Origin of the sequence: Rhizobium zaerense, from assembly GCF_051810725.1 — a bacterium.
In the GTDB taxonomy this organism is placed as follows: domain Bacteria; phylum Pseudomonadota; class Alphaproteobacteria; order Rhizobiales; family Rhizobiaceae; genus Rhizobium; species Rhizobium leguminosarum_I.
Genome location: NZ_JBPWQY020000005.1, coordinates 62,313 through 77,215, shown reverse-complemented (window position 1 = coordinate 77,215; position 14,903 = coordinate 62,313). Strand labels below are relative to the sequence as shown.

At 60.4% G+C, this 14,903-nt stretch carries 13 protein-coding genes and 2 pseudogenes; 4 read left to right on the top strand and 11 right to left on the bottom strand.

Annotated elements, in window-relative coordinates; genetic code table 11:
- The first annotated feature begins 56 nt into the window (after positions 1–56).
- Both ACS4RR_RS31210 and ACS4RR_RS31205 read left to right on the top strand, forming a co-directional pair.
- A complete protein-coding gene (locus ACS4RR_RS31210) occupies positions 57–1,775 on the top strand; it encodes an adenylate/guanylate cyclase domain-containing protein (RefSeq protein WP_222386864.1) in 1,719 nt (572 codons plus the stop codon).
- Positions 1,775–2,653 carry an FkbM family methyltransferase gene (locus tag ACS4RR_RS31205; RefSeq protein ID WP_170256474.1) on the top strand — a complete coding sequence of 293 codons (879 nt, stop codon included), beginning with the start codon at positions 1,775–1,777 and terminating at the stop codon, positions 2,651–2,653. Before ACS4RR_RS31210 ends, ACS4RR_RS31205 begins: the two co-directional genes overlap by 1 nt.
- Before the next feature lie 148 nt (positions 2,654–2,801).
- On the opposite strand, the gene ACS4RR_RS31200 is transcribed toward ACS4RR_RS31205, so the two are convergent.
- The 9 genes from ACS4RR_RS31200 to ACS4RR_RS31160 all read right to left on the bottom strand — a co-directional run bounded on the left by ACS4RR_RS31200 (position 2,802) and on the right by ACS4RR_RS31160 (position 11,352).
- On the bottom strand, positions 2,802–3,134 hold the full coding sequence (locus tag ACS4RR_RS31200; RefSeq protein WP_222295325.1) for a hypothetical protein: 333 nt from the start codon (positions 3,132–3,134) through the stop codon (positions 2,802–2,804).
- Positions 3,135–3,373: 239 nt separating this feature from the next.
- Positions 3,374–4,273, bottom strand: a complete 900-nt coding sequence (locus ACS4RR_RS31195; protein ID WP_260111944.1) for an RDD family protein — start codon at positions 4,271–4,273, stop codon at positions 3,374–3,376.
- Positions 4,270–5,346 carry a stage II sporulation protein M gene (locus tag ACS4RR_RS31190; protein ID WP_222386862.1) on the bottom strand — a complete coding sequence of 359 codons (1,077 nt, stop codon included), beginning with the start codon at positions 5,344–5,346 and terminating at the stop codon, positions 4,270–4,272. The genes ACS4RR_RS31195 and ACS4RR_RS31190 overlap by 4 nt, the downstream gene beginning before the upstream one ends.
- On the bottom strand, positions 5,346–6,665 hold the full coding sequence (locus ACS4RR_RS31185) for a DUF58 domain-containing protein (RefSeq protein WP_456190674.1): 1,320 nt from the start codon (positions 6,663–6,665) through the stop codon (positions 5,346–5,348). The genes ACS4RR_RS31190 and ACS4RR_RS31185 overlap by 1 nt, the downstream gene beginning before the upstream one ends.
- Positions 6,666–7,622, bottom strand: coding sequence for an AAA family ATPase (locus tag ACS4RR_RS31180; protein ID WP_222280194.1), 957 nt, complete (start codon positions 7,620–7,622; stop codon positions 6,666–6,668).
- 87 nt (positions 7,623–7,709) lie between these two features.
- Positions 7,710–8,996, bottom strand: coding sequence for a hypothetical protein (locus tag ACS4RR_RS31175; protein ID WP_260111942.1), 1,287 nt, complete (start codon positions 8,994–8,996; stop codon positions 7,710–7,712).
- Positions 8,989–9,744, bottom strand: a complete 756-nt coding sequence (locus ACS4RR_RS31170; protein ID WP_222386859.1) for a hypothetical protein — start codon at positions 9,742–9,744, stop codon at positions 8,989–8,991. Before ACS4RR_RS31170 ends, ACS4RR_RS31175 begins: the two co-directional genes overlap by 8 nt.
- 4 nt (positions 9,745–9,748) lie before the next feature.
- A complete protein-coding gene (locus ACS4RR_RS31165) occupies positions 9,749–10,195 on the bottom strand; it encodes a DUF805 domain-containing protein (protein ID WP_017968216.1) in 447 nt (148 codons plus the stop codon).
- A 251-nt stretch (positions 10,196–10,446) separates the two neighbouring features.
- A complete protein-coding gene (locus ACS4RR_RS31160; RefSeq protein ID WP_456190673.1) occupies positions 10,447–11,352 on the bottom strand; it encodes an NAD(P)/FAD-dependent oxidoreductase in 906 nt (301 codons plus the stop codon).
- A 131-nt stretch (positions 11,353–11,483) separates the two neighbouring features.
- Here ACS4RR_RS31160 and ACS4RR_RS31155 point away from each other — a divergent pair, with 131 nt between their 5' ends.
- Positions 11,484–11,939, top strand: a complete 456-nt coding sequence (locus ACS4RR_RS31155) for an Rrf2 family transcriptional regulator (RefSeq protein WP_456190672.1) — start codon at positions 11,484–11,486, stop codon at positions 11,937–11,939.
- 10 nt (positions 11,940–11,949) lie between these two features.
- On the opposite strand, the pseudogene ACS4RR_RS31150 reads toward ACS4RR_RS31155, so the two are convergent.
- Positions 11,950–12,066: pseudogene (locus ACS4RR_RS31150) on the bottom strand (class I SAM-dependent methyltransferase); the annotation flags it as partial.
- A gap of 349 nt (positions 12,067–12,415) precedes the next feature.
- Between ACS4RR_RS31150 and ACS4RR_RS31145 the strand changes: the two are divergent.
- Positions 12,416–14,206: an ABC transporter ATP-binding protein gene (locus ACS4RR_RS31145; RefSeq protein ID WP_222386856.1), complete on the top strand. Its 1,791-nt coding sequence runs from the start codon at positions 12,416–12,418 to the stop codon at positions 14,204–14,206.
- Positions 14,207–14,330: 124 nt separating this feature from the next.
- On the opposite strand, the pseudogene ACS4RR_RS31140 reads toward ACS4RR_RS31145, so the two are convergent.
- Positions 14,331–14,809 (bottom strand): annotated as a pseudogene (locus ACS4RR_RS31140) (class I SAM-dependent methyltransferase).
- Positions 14,810–14,903: the final 94 nt, after the last annotated feature.

Genomic DNA, 14,903 nt, shown 5'->3' with positions numbered 1-14,903 from the left:
CCGCCTCTTTCTCAATCTCTATGGGCCTGCGGTTACATCGACAAGAACGGGAATGAATGACGACGGTCTCGGCCACAGGGATTTTTTCGGAGCGTACGATCAGAAGGGCGAGGCTCGGTTCCGGCCTCGTCATTTTCATCTTCGTCCTCTTCCATTTGTCGAACCATGCGATTGGCCTGATTTCCGTCGCTGCCGCCGATAAAGCCGCCCACCTCTTCCTGGCGATCTGGCGCAATCCTCTGGGGACCGCCATCTTCTATTCGTCGGTCCTCATCCATATCGCGCTGGTGCTGCGCGCCATCTACATGCGCCGCAGCCTCGTCATGCCGAAGGGGGAAATGGCGCAGATCGTGCTCGGCTTGATGATCCCGCTGCTGCTCCTCGATCATGTCATCGGTACGCGCATCGCCCACGAATTCTACGGCTACATCGATGACTACGAGACGGTCGTCGGAATGCTCTGGATCAGGAACCCGACAAACGGCGTTCGGCAGGTGTTCGCCGTTGTCGCCGTCTGGATCCACGGCTGCATCGGCATCCATTTCTGGCTGCGCTACCGCTCCTGGTATCCGGACTTCGCTCCGCTAATGCTGGCGCTTGCTATCCTCGTGCCGGTGCTCGCGCTGCTGGGCTTCGTCGAAATGGGCCGGGCGCTCGCCGACCCTTCCTACCAGCAGTCAATGACGGTCAGCGCCTACAAGGAGGGGGTCAACACCCGCTACGCCTCGAACCCGGACGTTCACCGTCAGGTCGCCGTGATCCGCGCCGGGCTCTACGGCGCCTTCTCGGCCTCGCTGCTCATCGTCGTCGTCGCCCGCGCCCGGCGCAAGCTGAAGGAGCGGCTCGATCAGGTCGCCGTGAATTATCCGGGCGGCGAGGTGATCCGGGTGCCGCGCGGCTTCTCGGTGCTGGAAGCGAGCCGGCTCGGTGGCCTGCCGCATTATGCCGTCTGCGGCGGCAAGGGCCAGTGCTCCACCTGCCGCGTGCAGATCTTTGGCGATTACGAAAGCCTGCCGGCCCCCGACAAGATGGAGCAGACGACGCTGAAGCGCATCAATGCCGGCCCGGATGTCCGGCTCGCCTGCCAGCTTCGTCCGAACCGCGACGTTGCGGTCGCGCCGCTTCTCGTCCCGGCGGTCGAGGCAGCCCTTCCTGCCAACAGCCAGGAAACGAGCCCCGGCCGCGAGCGTGAAATCGCCGTGCTCTTCGTCGATATCCGCCATTTCACCACGCTGACGGAAACCCGCCTGCCCTTCGACGTCGTCTTCCTGCTGAACCGCTATTTCGCCATCATCGGCAAGGCGGTGGAGCAGGCGGGCGGGCGGCTCGACAAGTTCATCGGCGACGGCGCCATGGCGCTCTTCGGCCTCAATACCGCGCCGGAGGAAGCCTGCCGCCAGGCGCTCAACGCAGCAGCCGCGATCGTCGCCGAGGTCGAGAAACTCGCTGCCGAGTTGGCCGATGAACTGGCGCTGCCGCTGCGCATCGCCATCGGAATTCACACCGGTCCCGCCGTCGTCGGCACGATGGGATACGGCCGGGTGCGCAGCATGACGGCGATCGGCGATACCGTCAATGTCGCGAGCCGGTTGGAAAGCGCTGCAAAAGAGTTCGAAGCGGCGATCGTCATCTCCGAACCGGTGGCGACCCTTTCGGGTGCTGATCTTTCCGGCATCGAAAGCCGTGAAATCAGTGTGCGCGGCCGGGCCCTGCCCTTGAAAGTCTACGTCATTCCGAGAGAGAAAGCAGCAGAACCGCTCGAAGGAAAAGACTGATGCCCGGCAAGCCCTGGCTGACCACCAAATACTGGAGCCGCCGGCTGCGCAAGGCGCGCAATAGAGCCGCTTCGCGCTTCTTCGACACCCGCTTCGGCCGCCGCTTGCTGATCGAAAATATCGGCCCGCGCGTCGTCTCGATGACGATCGACGCCGGCGACCACCTGATGACCTTCTCGCCCGCCGACTATATCGGCCGCAAGGTCTTCCGAAAGGGCCATTTCGAGCGCGAGGCCGTCGACCGGCTGATCGCCATCCTGCGCGAGCGCGGCCTCTTGCGAAAGGACGCGACGCTGCTGGAGATCGGCGGCAATATCGGCACCCAGACCGTCTATTTCGCCCTCAGCGACACCTACGCCCATGTTGTCAGCATCGAGCCCGATCCGCGCAATTTCCCGCTGCTTGCCCTCAATATTCGCCAGAACCGGCTGGAGGAGAAAGTCCGCCTCGTCAACTGCGCCGCCGGCGAGAGCGAAGGCGAGATCGACTTTTTCCTCAACCTCAACAATCACGGCAAGAGCAGCGCCATCCGTCAAAGCCCGACAGACAGGAAGATCAGCGTGCCGGTGAAGCCGGTTTCCGAGATCCTTGCCGGTCTTTCGGTCGATCCGGCCGCAATCGGCCTCGTCTGGATGGATATCGAAGGCTACGAGCCGGTCGCCTGCCGCTCGATGCGGCCGCTGCTTGCCCGCCGCGTGCCGCTCTATATGGAATTCACGCCGCTCTTCTACGGCCCGGAGGGAACGAAAGCCTTCATATCGATGCTGTCGGGGTTCTACGAGGATTGCCTCGTCGTCTTCGAGGACCGCGAAGAGGAAATGAAGGTCCGCGACCTGCCGGGCAATTTCGGACAGTACAACGTGCTGTTTCTGCCTTAAATGTTCGGCCATGCATGCCGGAGAGACTCTTTCCCCTGCGTCAATTGAAATTCACCAGACACGCGGTGAAGATGCAGCACTTGTCACTTGCTTCGGTATCCGGCGGTTACAGCGGGTTTGTCATCTCCGCCAAGCGCTGCCGCCCTTATCATGCTTGCCACCACTTGGCTCTTTCAATCATGACTTTCCGCAGCACTTTGCGGTTGTCGGGAACCTGGATTACAATGGTTTTGCTTTTGTTTCCCTTTTTTACTTCTCCACAAATTGCAAACACCGCCGAAAGCAATGGCTCGCTAATAAGACCCGACATTCCAAGAGTGGTTGCAGCTTTTAACGCCGACTCTGGCGTCATCTTGAAACCGCATGTCGATTTCGTCACATCATGAAAGAAGATTGCTGATGCGGCGGCGCGTTCGTCGGCCTGAGCGTGACCCGTAGCAGCAAGAACAAGCGCGAAAGCGCCTAAAATACGTAGCTTCATTACATTATCCCTAAAGTACAATCTATGGGCATAGTACAACCCGGCGGATTTCCGAAGTAACTTCTCTCCAACTCAAAACCACAATTCCTTCAGAGTTCGATCGGTAGGAGGGCTCTAACAACAGCCAAACTGGCATCCAATCACCTGTCGTCGAGCTCAAGCCTTCTCAATGCTTCAAAAAAGACGTTCATCAATTGGTGGCGGTGACTTGCCACTTTCGTCCCAAAGCATTCACCCCATCAAACGAGCTTCTTCGCCTCTGATCGCGAATGCTCATGATATTTGTTTTCGCGAAGCGTGCCGAAAAGCTTCAAGCTCTCGAGATGCTCGCGTTGGGCGCGATAGAACTCATTCAGGAAAACCAGTCCCCGGCCGGGCTTCACCGTGTCTTCATACCGGATCCTCCGGGTAATGGTTCGCACGATCTGTTCGATCTCTTTATGGTTGGCTGTCTTCGTCGAGTCGCGAAGCACGTCCTCCAGCGTCTGCAGCTCATATTTGCCGTAGATATCGAGATGTTCCGGCAGGAATTCGAATTCCGCCTGCGACGAGACGGCGGCAGGAGCAGACAGCGCAAGGTCGGACAAGAGCACGGAACGCGGAGTGTCGACCACCAGGGTGCCGGCAATGATGTCGCCAAGCCTTTGCCGGCGTCGGTTGGTGAAGGGGACGACGACCACCGCTAGAAGCCAGAGGCTCGTCAGACCGTTTTCCCAGACCGACTGCGTGCCGACCGAAGCCAAAAGGCCCATGGGGGCGAAAATCTCCACCTGTTTCATCAGGTTGCGTGCGGTCACCTGGTGCGGCGTGAGCCGCCGTCCGTCCATGTTGATGACGCGGATGCCCGTGATTCTCTTTCCGAGCGTGCGTCCGTTCCAGATGAGCTCCGAGAGAATGTAATAGGGGGTCTGCACCAAAAAACCGAGCATCACCATGAGCATCGCCTCCGCCGTCATAGGCAGCACGCCTGTGAAGAGGATGGCCACAGCGCAGATGAATATGATGATCGAGGTGAAGACGATGTCGAGGAATTGCGCGCCGAAACGGGTTCCGATCGAGGCAATGGCGAAGCTGATCGGGACGCCCTCAGGCGGTATGAACTGCTCGACGTGGCTGCCGTCCGTGACTGTCTGGCTCATCGCATGGCCTCACGCGAAACCTTGCTTTGGCGACCTCCAAGCAGCAGCCAGCCTACCCAGAAGAGGCCCATCCCCCAACCGATGACGATGCGCCAGAGCGGATCCTGGATCAGCTGACGCAGGAAGCCTTCGATGAAGGCTGCCGCGACAAGCATCAGCGCCGCCAGGATGGCGAGCTTGACGGCATCATGCGCCTGGTGGCGCAAGGCTTCCTTTCGCGTTCTGGCACCGGGAAGGAGAACGGCAAGTCCGAGCCTTGCCCCACCGGCGCAGGCAATGGCGATGGCCGCAAGCTCGGTGACGCCGTGGATCGAGAGCCAGGCGAAGACGTCGTAGCCTAGCCCTCTGCGATAAAACATCGCGAAGAACGCGCCGAGGATCAGACCATTGTAAAAGGTCAGGATGAAGCTCGGCACCGACAGGAAAACACCAAGGGTGAAGATCAGGATGACGATGGTGGTGTTGTGGGAAAAGAGAAAGCTGGAAAATGCGGCCAACTGGTCGCTGTCATGCCCTTCATTGCCATAGATGGTCGAGCGGAGGTAATCGGTCGAGGCATCGGGCGTGCGCTGGTCGGCCATCTCCGGCGGCACCAAGGTATAGAACCAGCTCGGGTCGTTGGCGCAAAGTCTGTATCCGGCCAGCGCGCCCAGAATGAGCGCCAGGAAGCCGATGAACAAAGGCAGGACCGAGCGCCGCACCGCCTGGGGAATGCCGTGCAACAGCAAGCGCCTCATTAGGCCGCCAAGGCTTTCCTGAGGAGCGTAGACGACGAGATAGGCCCGGGCGCAGAGGCTTTCCAGATAGGCGATCAAGGCGCGATCGAGGGAAATATCGCGCGCCACGCTCAACGAGTTCATCGCCTGCCTGTATCCGGTGGCGAGATTGCGGACTTCATCATAGCCGAGTGCGGCTGCGCCCCCTTTCTCGGCACGCGTCACCAGTTCGTCCAGTTGGCGCCAGTGTGCCTCGCGCTCCAGCCGGAAGCGGGCCGAACGAAGCGTATCGTTCTGAACGGCGCCGACATTGACTGTCGCGCCCCTATCCATCCTGCCGTCGATACCGATATCCATCATATCATCTCACGGGATTTGATTTCGATGTAGCGCGCAATGAGATCCGAAGTTAGTGCCTCCGGCGTGCTGTCGAGGCAAAGCACCCCGAGACGCGCCAGCTTTTCCATGACGGCGCGCCTCTCCTGAAGGATCTGGCGCGCCGCAACCGAGCGAGCGACGGCATCGAGCGTCGTTTCCTCAGGTTCGATGAGCTTGGCCAGCATCGGATCGCGCAAGGCGACATAGACGACAAAGTGATGCCGGGCGAGCACCTGCATGTTCTCGATCATCAGCTCCGCCGTGATGGTGTCGACGAAATCGGAGAATATCACAATCAGCGACCGTCGCTTCAGGCGTCCTGACAGGTGGCTCAGTCCCAAGGTATGGTTGGTCTCCTGGGTTTCGTAGCGCAGCCCGGCGCACACCGTCTGCAGCCGCGGAAAGGCCGCTCGTCCGGGCAAGGCCGGCACGAACAGACGCGGACGGCTGTCGAAGCTGTAGAAGCCAACAAGATCGCCGGCAAGGCCTGCGCCCCAGCACATGGCGAGCGCCGCATTGATGGCGCGATCGAGCTTCGTGAAGCCGGCAAGCTGCTCGGCCATCAGCCGTCCGGAATCGACGCAGAGGATGATCTGGTGGTTTCGTTCGGCCCTCATCTCGCGCACGACGAGGCTGCGCATGCGCGCCGAGCGCTTCCAATCGATGCTGCGCGGATCCATGCCGCTTACAAATTCACGCAGCTGGTGGAATTCCGATCCCTCGCCGCGCAACCGCAAATCCTTCTGGCCGGCCTCCAGCGGCAGGATCTGGGTCTTGATCGCTCCAGACAGCACCGGCGATATGTCGGGCTGGACAGCGATCTCTTGCCCAACGGGCATCTTTGCGATGATCTCGAGCAGCTTCAATCGCGATGACCACTTCAGCCATAGCTCGTGGACAGCGTATCGTCCCCGCCGGGTCAGATGAAGGTCCAGAGAGGCCTTGACCTCTCCTTCACCGGCACCCGATGCAGGGTCGAGCCATCTGATTTCGTCGACGACCAGCTCGGGAGCGAGATCGAGCCGGATTTCGATTTTCCGGGGCAGCGCGCCCTTCTGCGGCCGGATGCCGACCGTAAACGCGGCGGTGTGGCCGACAAAGCCTTGCGGCGGCAGATCGAAATCGATCGTCATCCTCCCCGCCAGGTTGGAGATGACCAAATCGGCGACGGTCAGGGCTGCAAGCGCAAGCCACATGAGGAGCAAGAAGGAGCTCATGTCGCGCCACCACACGCTGGTGAAGACCGTCACCGCGGCTGATATCAGAACGAGCGCGATCAGAGTGGAGGATGGCCGCATTTAACGGGGCGCGTCCACGCGGTTCATGATATTGCGCAGCACCTCGTCCGGCGTGCGCCCGTCAATTTCCGCCGAGGGCGAAAGTACGATGCGATGGCGCAAGGCAGGCACCAGCAACGCCTGGACATCGTCCGGCAAGCCGTAATCCCTTCCCTCGAAAGCCGCTCGCACGCGCACTGCCGATGCTACCGCGTCGGCCGCGCGGGTGGACGCACCATAGAGAATGTCGGGATCGGAGCGCGTGGCGCGCACCAAGTCGACGATGTAGGTCAGGATCGTGGTGTCCAGATGGATCGCATCGATCAGCGCCCGCCCCGTAGCGAGTGCGGCACTCGTGACCAGCGGACGGATGCCGGCATTGCGCAGGTCTGATTTCAGCGCCTGCGTCGCATGTTTGGAGAGGATGGCAATTTCCGTATCGCGGCTGGGAAATTCGACGACGAGCTTGAACAGAAAGCGATCGAGCTGTGCTTCGGGCAAGGGATAGGTGCCCTGCTGCTCGATCGGGTTTTGCGTGGCAAGCACGAAGAAATCCGGTCCCAGGGAATAATCGGTTCCGTCAAGCGTGACCATCCGCTCGTTCATCGCCTGCAGCAGGGCCGATTGCGTCTTCGGTGGGGCGCGATTGATCTCGTCGGCGAGAAGAATGTCGGTAAAGACCGGGCCCTTGGTCAGGTGGAACTGATTGGTCTGGAAATTGAAGAGATTGACGCCCAGAACATCGCCGGGCATCAGGTCTGGCGTGAACTGGATGCGGCGATATTGCAGCGCCATGGCGGCGGAGACCGACCGGGCAAGCAAGGTTTTGGCTGTGCCGGGCGGACCTTCGACGAGGCAGTGGCCGCCGGCAAAGATCGAGATCAGGACGAGGTCGATGATCGCATCCTGCCCCTGCACCGCTTTGCCGATTTCGCCACGAACCGCGGCGATAAGATTGCGAAATTCACCTAGATCCAAGATCAATGCTCCCTCGAGCATGATGCCGAAATGTGTAAGCGGTTTTCGGACGACATCATGCTCTAACTCTTTAATTTAGAACAGGATTCAGATTTTAGGCCGACCCGGCCTGAAATCATCCTGTTCTAGCGACTTTCTAAATATTTCGAGATTGCGGTGCAGATCCGCCCGCGTCATCCGATGCCCACGATCGATCAGCGCTTGCGCTGACGAGTGCAATGCCTTCGCCGCCGCCTGATCGCGGCGCGCCAGGCGTTGAAACAGCCGCTCTACGCCTGCCTCGTTTCCGGCTCCGGGGCCGAAGACCAGTTGCGCCTTGTCCGCAAGCAGATGGAGCACGAACTGTCCGGTCATCCGGCCATCATTGCCTGACAGGCGCAGCAGACGCGCCGTCGCGTCGATCGCGGCCGTCTTCGACATCTCGGTGTTTGCGGATGCCTCGGGCAAAGCAGGCCCGAAGCGATAGGCGCCGCGCCAGAAACAAATAGCGGCGACGACGAACAGCACTCCCCAGATGACGGACAGCGGATAAGCGAAAAACCGCTTGAAATCGGAGGCAGAGCGCTCGTAGGTCCGGCCTTCATCCGCCGGTTTCTTACTATCCAGAGGCAGGCCGGCCGTATCCAGATAGACCGGCCGCTTCTCGCCCGCGCCGCGCAACAGCGTGACGAGCGACACGGCAAAGGAGGCGTTATCGGCCAGAGCCAGTCCGTGATTGTTCAACAGGTCCGGATCCGACAGCAGATAGACGTTCGGGTCGTCCTCGCCACGCAGTAGCAGCGCGCCCGACGGTGTGCCCGCCAGCTCCTCCCAACCGCTCGGCAGGCCCGACCGTTCGAAGGTTTGCGCCTGATAGAGGGCGATGTTGATGGGCTGGCCCGGTTTCGGCTGCGGCTGCGCCTCTTCAAAATCGGTGCTGCTACGGGCAAAGCCAAAATCTGAATAACCGAGCTTGTCGAGTTCGCCGCCGATATCGGCGAGATCGATCAGTCCCGATGTGCTGGCAACACCATCCGTTGAGACGCTGCCGCGCCATTTCGGCAATATGATCAGCGTCGGCAACGCATAGCGGTTTGACTCCCGGATCGGGCTTTCCGGGCCTGCGTCATCCGCTTCCTCGCTTGCCTGAGGTGCGACAACCATGGCTTGGCGTATCGACAGGGGAATGATGCGCAGCGAGATTTCCGAACGCGCCCGAGCGACATGAGGGTCGGATCGTACGACAGGGATACCCTTGGCTTGCAGCCACGTTTCCAACCCCTTGTTGCCAAGCGGCGAGCGGTCGAAATCGCTGCCGCGCGAAAGCGCAAAGACTGCCAGCGCCGCCAGCGCAAGCAACAGCCCCAGCAACAGAAGAGGCCCCGCGTTACGCATTGGCTACTCTGCCCGATGACAGCAAGCCGCGCGCGGTCGTCAGAAGGATGCCGAAATGGCTTTCCGCAAGCGTGCGGCCACCGTAATGAACGAGCTCCACTGCGGTCAGAAAATTTTCAAGCCGATCGCGGTCGGGCATATTGTCCGGCAGACGGGCGAAAACGGCCCGTTCCGTATCCGAGCGGAAAAGCCGTGTTCCCGTCACATCTGCCGCGTGCAGCAGGCAATGTCTGAGCAGCAGGACAAGCGCCTGCCTGCGATCCGCCATGGCGGCAATGCGCTGCAGAAAGTCGCTCGGCTTTTCCTCGGCCTCGGCTGCTGACGTGCGCCAGCTTTCCGGCGCCTCCCCCTGCCGTTTAATGTCGCGTGGCGCAGATGAAAGCAAGACGCCGCCATTACCGAAGCGTATCCATAAACCGATGACCACGATGAGACCGACAAGCACGACGGCAACCGCCAGAGGACCGTTGACGACCGGCTCCCGCGGGCTCATCAACGGCTTGCGTTGAGGCGACGATTTTGTCGTATTCGATGCCGGTTCGACCTTTGCAGAGGCATCGGCATAGACGAGCGTGCAGCGCAATCCGTTCTGCTGACACTGCGCGGCATATTCGGCTCCGACGGCGCTCTTTCGATGATCACCGCCCACAACCTGCCGAGTGTCGCTGTCCTGCGCCCACGCAGACGAAATCTGAGCCGAAGCGGCGAGCAACAGAGCCACCAGCAGGCTGACAGTGCGGATGGTCATGCTGCTAGGCAAAGACCTCTGCTCTTGCTTCGGGACGCAGCGGATCCGGCCCGAACCTGTTCGGACCATCCGTGCCCCTCATTACGGAAATAACCGTGATCGCGAGACCCGTAATGGTACCGATATACGGAACCATGCCCAGGACGATCAGCGCCAAATACCACCAACCGGAAATGTCGCGATCGTGAAAACGGCGAACCTGAAGGGATAATATTGGTATAAAGATTGCAAGCCCAAACAATCCGCCGATCACCATGATGGCGACCACCGCTGACGAAACTCCACCCTGTTGGTCGGAAAAAGCGCCTACCGCCAAAGCCAAAATTACAAGCGCGAGCCCAACCAAGGTATAGAACAGCACGAACCACCAATATTCCGAGCGGGAGGCCCTGCCGGAAAAGGTTGCGTATTTCTGCGTCAGAACGGTCCGAACAGCATCAGTAAACCCCATATGAAATGCCCCCATTTCAGCTTGCTGCAAGCGCGGTGATCCACGGTTTCACCATCGTCTTGCTTGTTAGTCATTCAGATGAAAACAGCTACAATTCAAACGTAGAAATTGCAATAAGTCGGTTGCATTGGGACCATTATTTTAAAAGCAATGATTAACGCGTTGAGATTTTCACCTTGGTCACGAGGTGGACGTAAAGGTCCCTGACCTGCTGGGGGAAGAATTCAGCCCGTTTAACCTGCTGTTTTGCCTCATGCCGCCGACTGCATCACCAGCGATTGATGGCAGTGCACGCCGGCGAGCATGCCTGAGGCGGAGGCGAGCGTGGCATTATGCATGGCGCTTGCCGCATCACCGGCGGCAAAGACACCCTTGATGGTGGTTTCCTTATTCTCACCGGTCCGAATGATTGGCCCGAACGGGCCGTCGTCGAAGGCGCAGCCGAGCTGTTCGGCAACCGGGCTAGCCATCGTCGTTTTCGGCGCGACGAAGACGGCATCGAGTGGCACGACGCGGCCATCGGCGAGGCGAACCGCCTCAAGCTTCGGATCGTCGCCCAACAATTCCACGATAGGGCTGCGTTCGATCCGGACGCCACGGGCGGTCAGCTTCACCAATTGCTCTTCGTCGAGCTCGAACAGCGCCTGGGTGAAAAAGGTCGTCGCGCCCCAGTCCGGGATCATCATGGCGGAATGGGCCGAATGCGGATGGTTTGCGAGAACGCCGAGCTTGCCGCCGCTGACCTCAAAGCCGTGACAATAGGGGCAGTGCAGCGCGGAACGGCCCCATCGCTCCTTGAGGCCGGGGATCTCGGGCAGTGTGTCGCTGACGCCGGTTGCAAGCACGATGCGCGCGGCTCGTTCTTCGCTGCCGTCTTCGGTGCCGACAATGAACCCGTCACCATCGCTCTGCGCCCGGACGACTTTCCCTTGGCGGATGGTGATGCTCGGATAGAGCGAAAGCTGCCGTTTTCCCTCCCGCATGATCGCCGCCGGCGTCTGGCCGTCCTGGCCGAGGAACCCATGCGACGCTTCAGAAAACCGATTGCGCGGCGCGCCGGCGTCAACGAGCAGCACGCGCCGCCGCGCCCGGGCCAGCTGCATGGCGGCCGACAGGCCGGAAAAATTTCCGCCGATGATCATGGCTTCAAACCACATGGAACTCTCCCTTGATATCGAACTCATGGCTCAACATAAGTTACATGAATTGGCGCCGTCAAGCATCATGTTACTTGTCTTGTTACGATCCGCTTGCGATAATGATCCGTCCGATCGACAGGAAGAGAGCCATGCGCAATGACAGCCGCCTTTCACGCATGCTGCACGTGCTGATCCACATGGATAAGCACCAGCACTCGGCGACCTCCGAAATGATTGCCAAGATGCTGAACACCAATCCGGTCGTCGTCCGCCGCACCATGGCCGGCCTTCGCCAACAGGGCTATGTCCGCTCCGAGAAAGGCCATGGCGGCGGCTGGACACTGGTGCGTCCGCTGTCCGAGATCACCCTGCTCGACGTCTACCGCGCCATCGGCGAACCGCATCTCTTCGCCATCGGCCCAGCCGACGATCAGCCGCAGTGTCTTGTGGAACAGGCGGTGAATGTCGCCCTTGGCGACGCGATGAAGGAAGCCCAGGCGCTGCTGCTGCGACGGTTGGACAGCGTGACGCTGGACAAAATCGCCGCCGACTTCGAGGCGAAACTGACCGCCCGCCCGGCCACATCCTATTCCTGCGCTTCCTGAGCGGGGATTGCGTCCTGCGGTAGAGGAAATAACGGCCCTCCTTGACGTCGGCAGGCAGAGGCAGAACCTCGGGCTGCTCCAGCGGCAGACCACAGACGGCGATGCCGTTACGGGCGAGCACGCCGGCCGAACCGTCACTCGCAAGCGCACAAGGTGTGTCGTTTCCGCATCACTTTCTGTAAGGTTGCAAATATCCGCTTGGCAATGGCGAATTGCTTCGGTACAAAACGCTCACCGCTTTAGTTCAAACATAAGGGAGGCGTTGCATGCCAGCAATCATCGAAACCTTCCCGTGCGGAATGTCCCGACGCTAGGTCATTTCCATTCGCGGCCCGCCTCAAGCGCGCCCGACATGCGGTTTTCCCTTAATTCATAGCCCGATTGATCTGACGGGATTATTTCGTCTCCCGCTTGGGCTGTGCCATCCAACTCTCGATTTTGAGGACCGGCAGCCGACACGGCGCCGAGCGATTAAAATGACTCGCAAGAAGCTCGATTTCCGCGCCGATGCCTATCGCCATGTGCTCGGCTTTGTTTTCCATCATTGGCGCCATCGGCCTGTATTAGTGGGCATTATCATCGTGTTGGTGATAGCAAGCACGCTGGCCGAAGTCATGGTGCCGGTGTTTTCCGGCCAGATCGTCGATGCCATTGCCGGTAGCAACGCGGCTGACCGGGCGCTGCGCGCCTTCGTCATCGTCGTGGCACTGGGCCTGACCAGCGTGGCATTGCGCTGGTTCATCTTCAACGGCATTATCCGGCTGACGCTCCGCACCATGGCGGATGTGACGAACAACGGTTTCCACAAGGTGCAGCGGTTCTCGACCGACTGGCACGCCAACAGCTTTGCCGGTTCGACGGTGCGCAAGATCACCCGCGGCATGTGGGCGCTCGACTCGCTCAACGACCTGCTGCTGGTCGCCTTGCTGCCGTCCATCGTCATGCTGGTCGGCGCCAGTATCGTGCTCGGCAGCTACTGGCCGATCATGGGCCTGATCGTGGCTGCGGGGTCGCTGATCTATATCGGTGTGACCGTGGCGCTTTCCATGGGCTTCGTATCGCCGGCGGCAAGGCTTGCCAACGCCTGGGACACCAAGCTGGGTGGTGCGCTGGCAGATGCCATCAGCTGCAATTCGGTGGTCAAGGCCTTCGGCGCTGAAAGCCGCGAAGAGACGCGACTTGGCCAGGTGCTCGCCAGATGGGACAGCCGCACGCGACGGACCTGGAAGCGCGGCACATTGAGCGGCACGATCCAAGGCTTCATGATGGTTTCGATGCAGGCAGGTATTTTGGGAACGGGCCTGGTGATGTGGCGGCAGGGGCTGGCGACGCCTGGCGACATCACCTTCGTGCTGGCCATGTTCTTCGTTCTGCAAGGTTATCTGCGCAATGTCGGCCAGGACATCCGCAACCTGCAGCGTGCCGTCAACGACATGGAAGAACTGGTGCTGCTCGACAAGATGCCGCTTGATATCGAGGACAAGCTTAGCGCCAAGCCGATCAAGATCCGCGAGGGCGAGATCGTCTTCGATCGCATCACCTTTCAGTACGGCGCTCATCCCACTCCGCTTTATCAGGACTTTTCGGTCACCATCAAGCCGGGCGAACGCGTGGGCCTGGTGGGGCATTCGGGCTCGGGCAAGACGACCTTCGTCAAGCTCATCCAGCGCCTCTATGACGTCAACTCGGGCGCGATCCGCATCGACGGGCAGGATATCGCAGGGGTCAAGCAATCAAGCCTGCGCGGCCAGATCGCCATCGTGCAGCAGGAGCCTATCCTGTTCCACCGCACGCTGGCGGAAAACATCGCCTATTCCAGGCCGAACGCCTCGCGGCGCGAGATCGAGCAGGCGGCGAAACAGGCGAGTGCCCACGACTTCATCATGGACCTTCCCAAGGGCTATGAGACGATGGTGGGGGAACGCGGCGTCAAGCTGTCGGGCGGCGAGCGGCAGCGTGTCGCCATTGCCCGTGCCTTCCTGGCGGATGCGCCGGTGCTGATCCTGGACGAAGCGACGTCGAGCCTCGACAGCGAGAGCGAAGTGCAGATCCAGCAGGCCATGGAACGTCTGATGAACGGCCGCACGACGCTGGTGATCGCCCACCGGCTGTCCACGGTGCGGGCGCTGGACCGGCTGCTGGTCTTCGACAAGGGAAAGATTGTTGAAGAAGGCGACCACCAGGCGCTGATCCGGCTTAATAACGGTATCTATCGCCGGCTGTTCGAACGACAGGCGCTGGAGCTGACCAAGGGTCTGGTGGCGTGAACCGAAACGCTACAGCACCGCGTCTTTTCAGACGCGCGGTGCTGTAGCACTTTGAATTGCCGCATAATTTATCCTTAAAGCGATTCCGGTTTCAGGAATTATGCAGCAGGGCTGATGCTATCCTCTAGGTTCGCCGGTAGAGGAAATAACGGCCTTCCTTGATGCCGTAAGGCAGCGGCAGCGCCACCAGCTCGGGATGCGCAAGCGGCAGCCCGCTGACGGCGACGCCGTTATGGGCGAGCACGCCGGCCATCAGCTGCGGCAGCCAGGTCAGCGTCACCGCGTCGATCTCGTCATGGCCGGTGCCGATATCGGCATGGGCAAGGGCTGCGCCGATGCCGACGAAGGCCTGGCCGGATCGCGGATATTGCCGGTCACCATGTCTTCTGCCTCTGGTGTCGAGGCCGAATAGGAGCGCGCTTCCCAGTCGAAGGCGACGATGCGCCGACCGGGAAAAATCTCGCGCAGATGATCATAAGTGCGGCCGTTGCCGAGGCCGAACTCCAGCACCGGGCCTTCAATTTCCCCCACCAGATCGACAATCGAGTTCAAAATATCGCGTTGAGCCGTCAACCGGCGAATGAAGCTGTCGAGGCGGCTCATCTAATCTCTATCCGTCATGAAATCGTCAGCGGTCCTGGAGGAATTCCAGCAAAAGTGCGAGAGCGGTTTTGCGTCCGGAATTGCGTGAAAACAA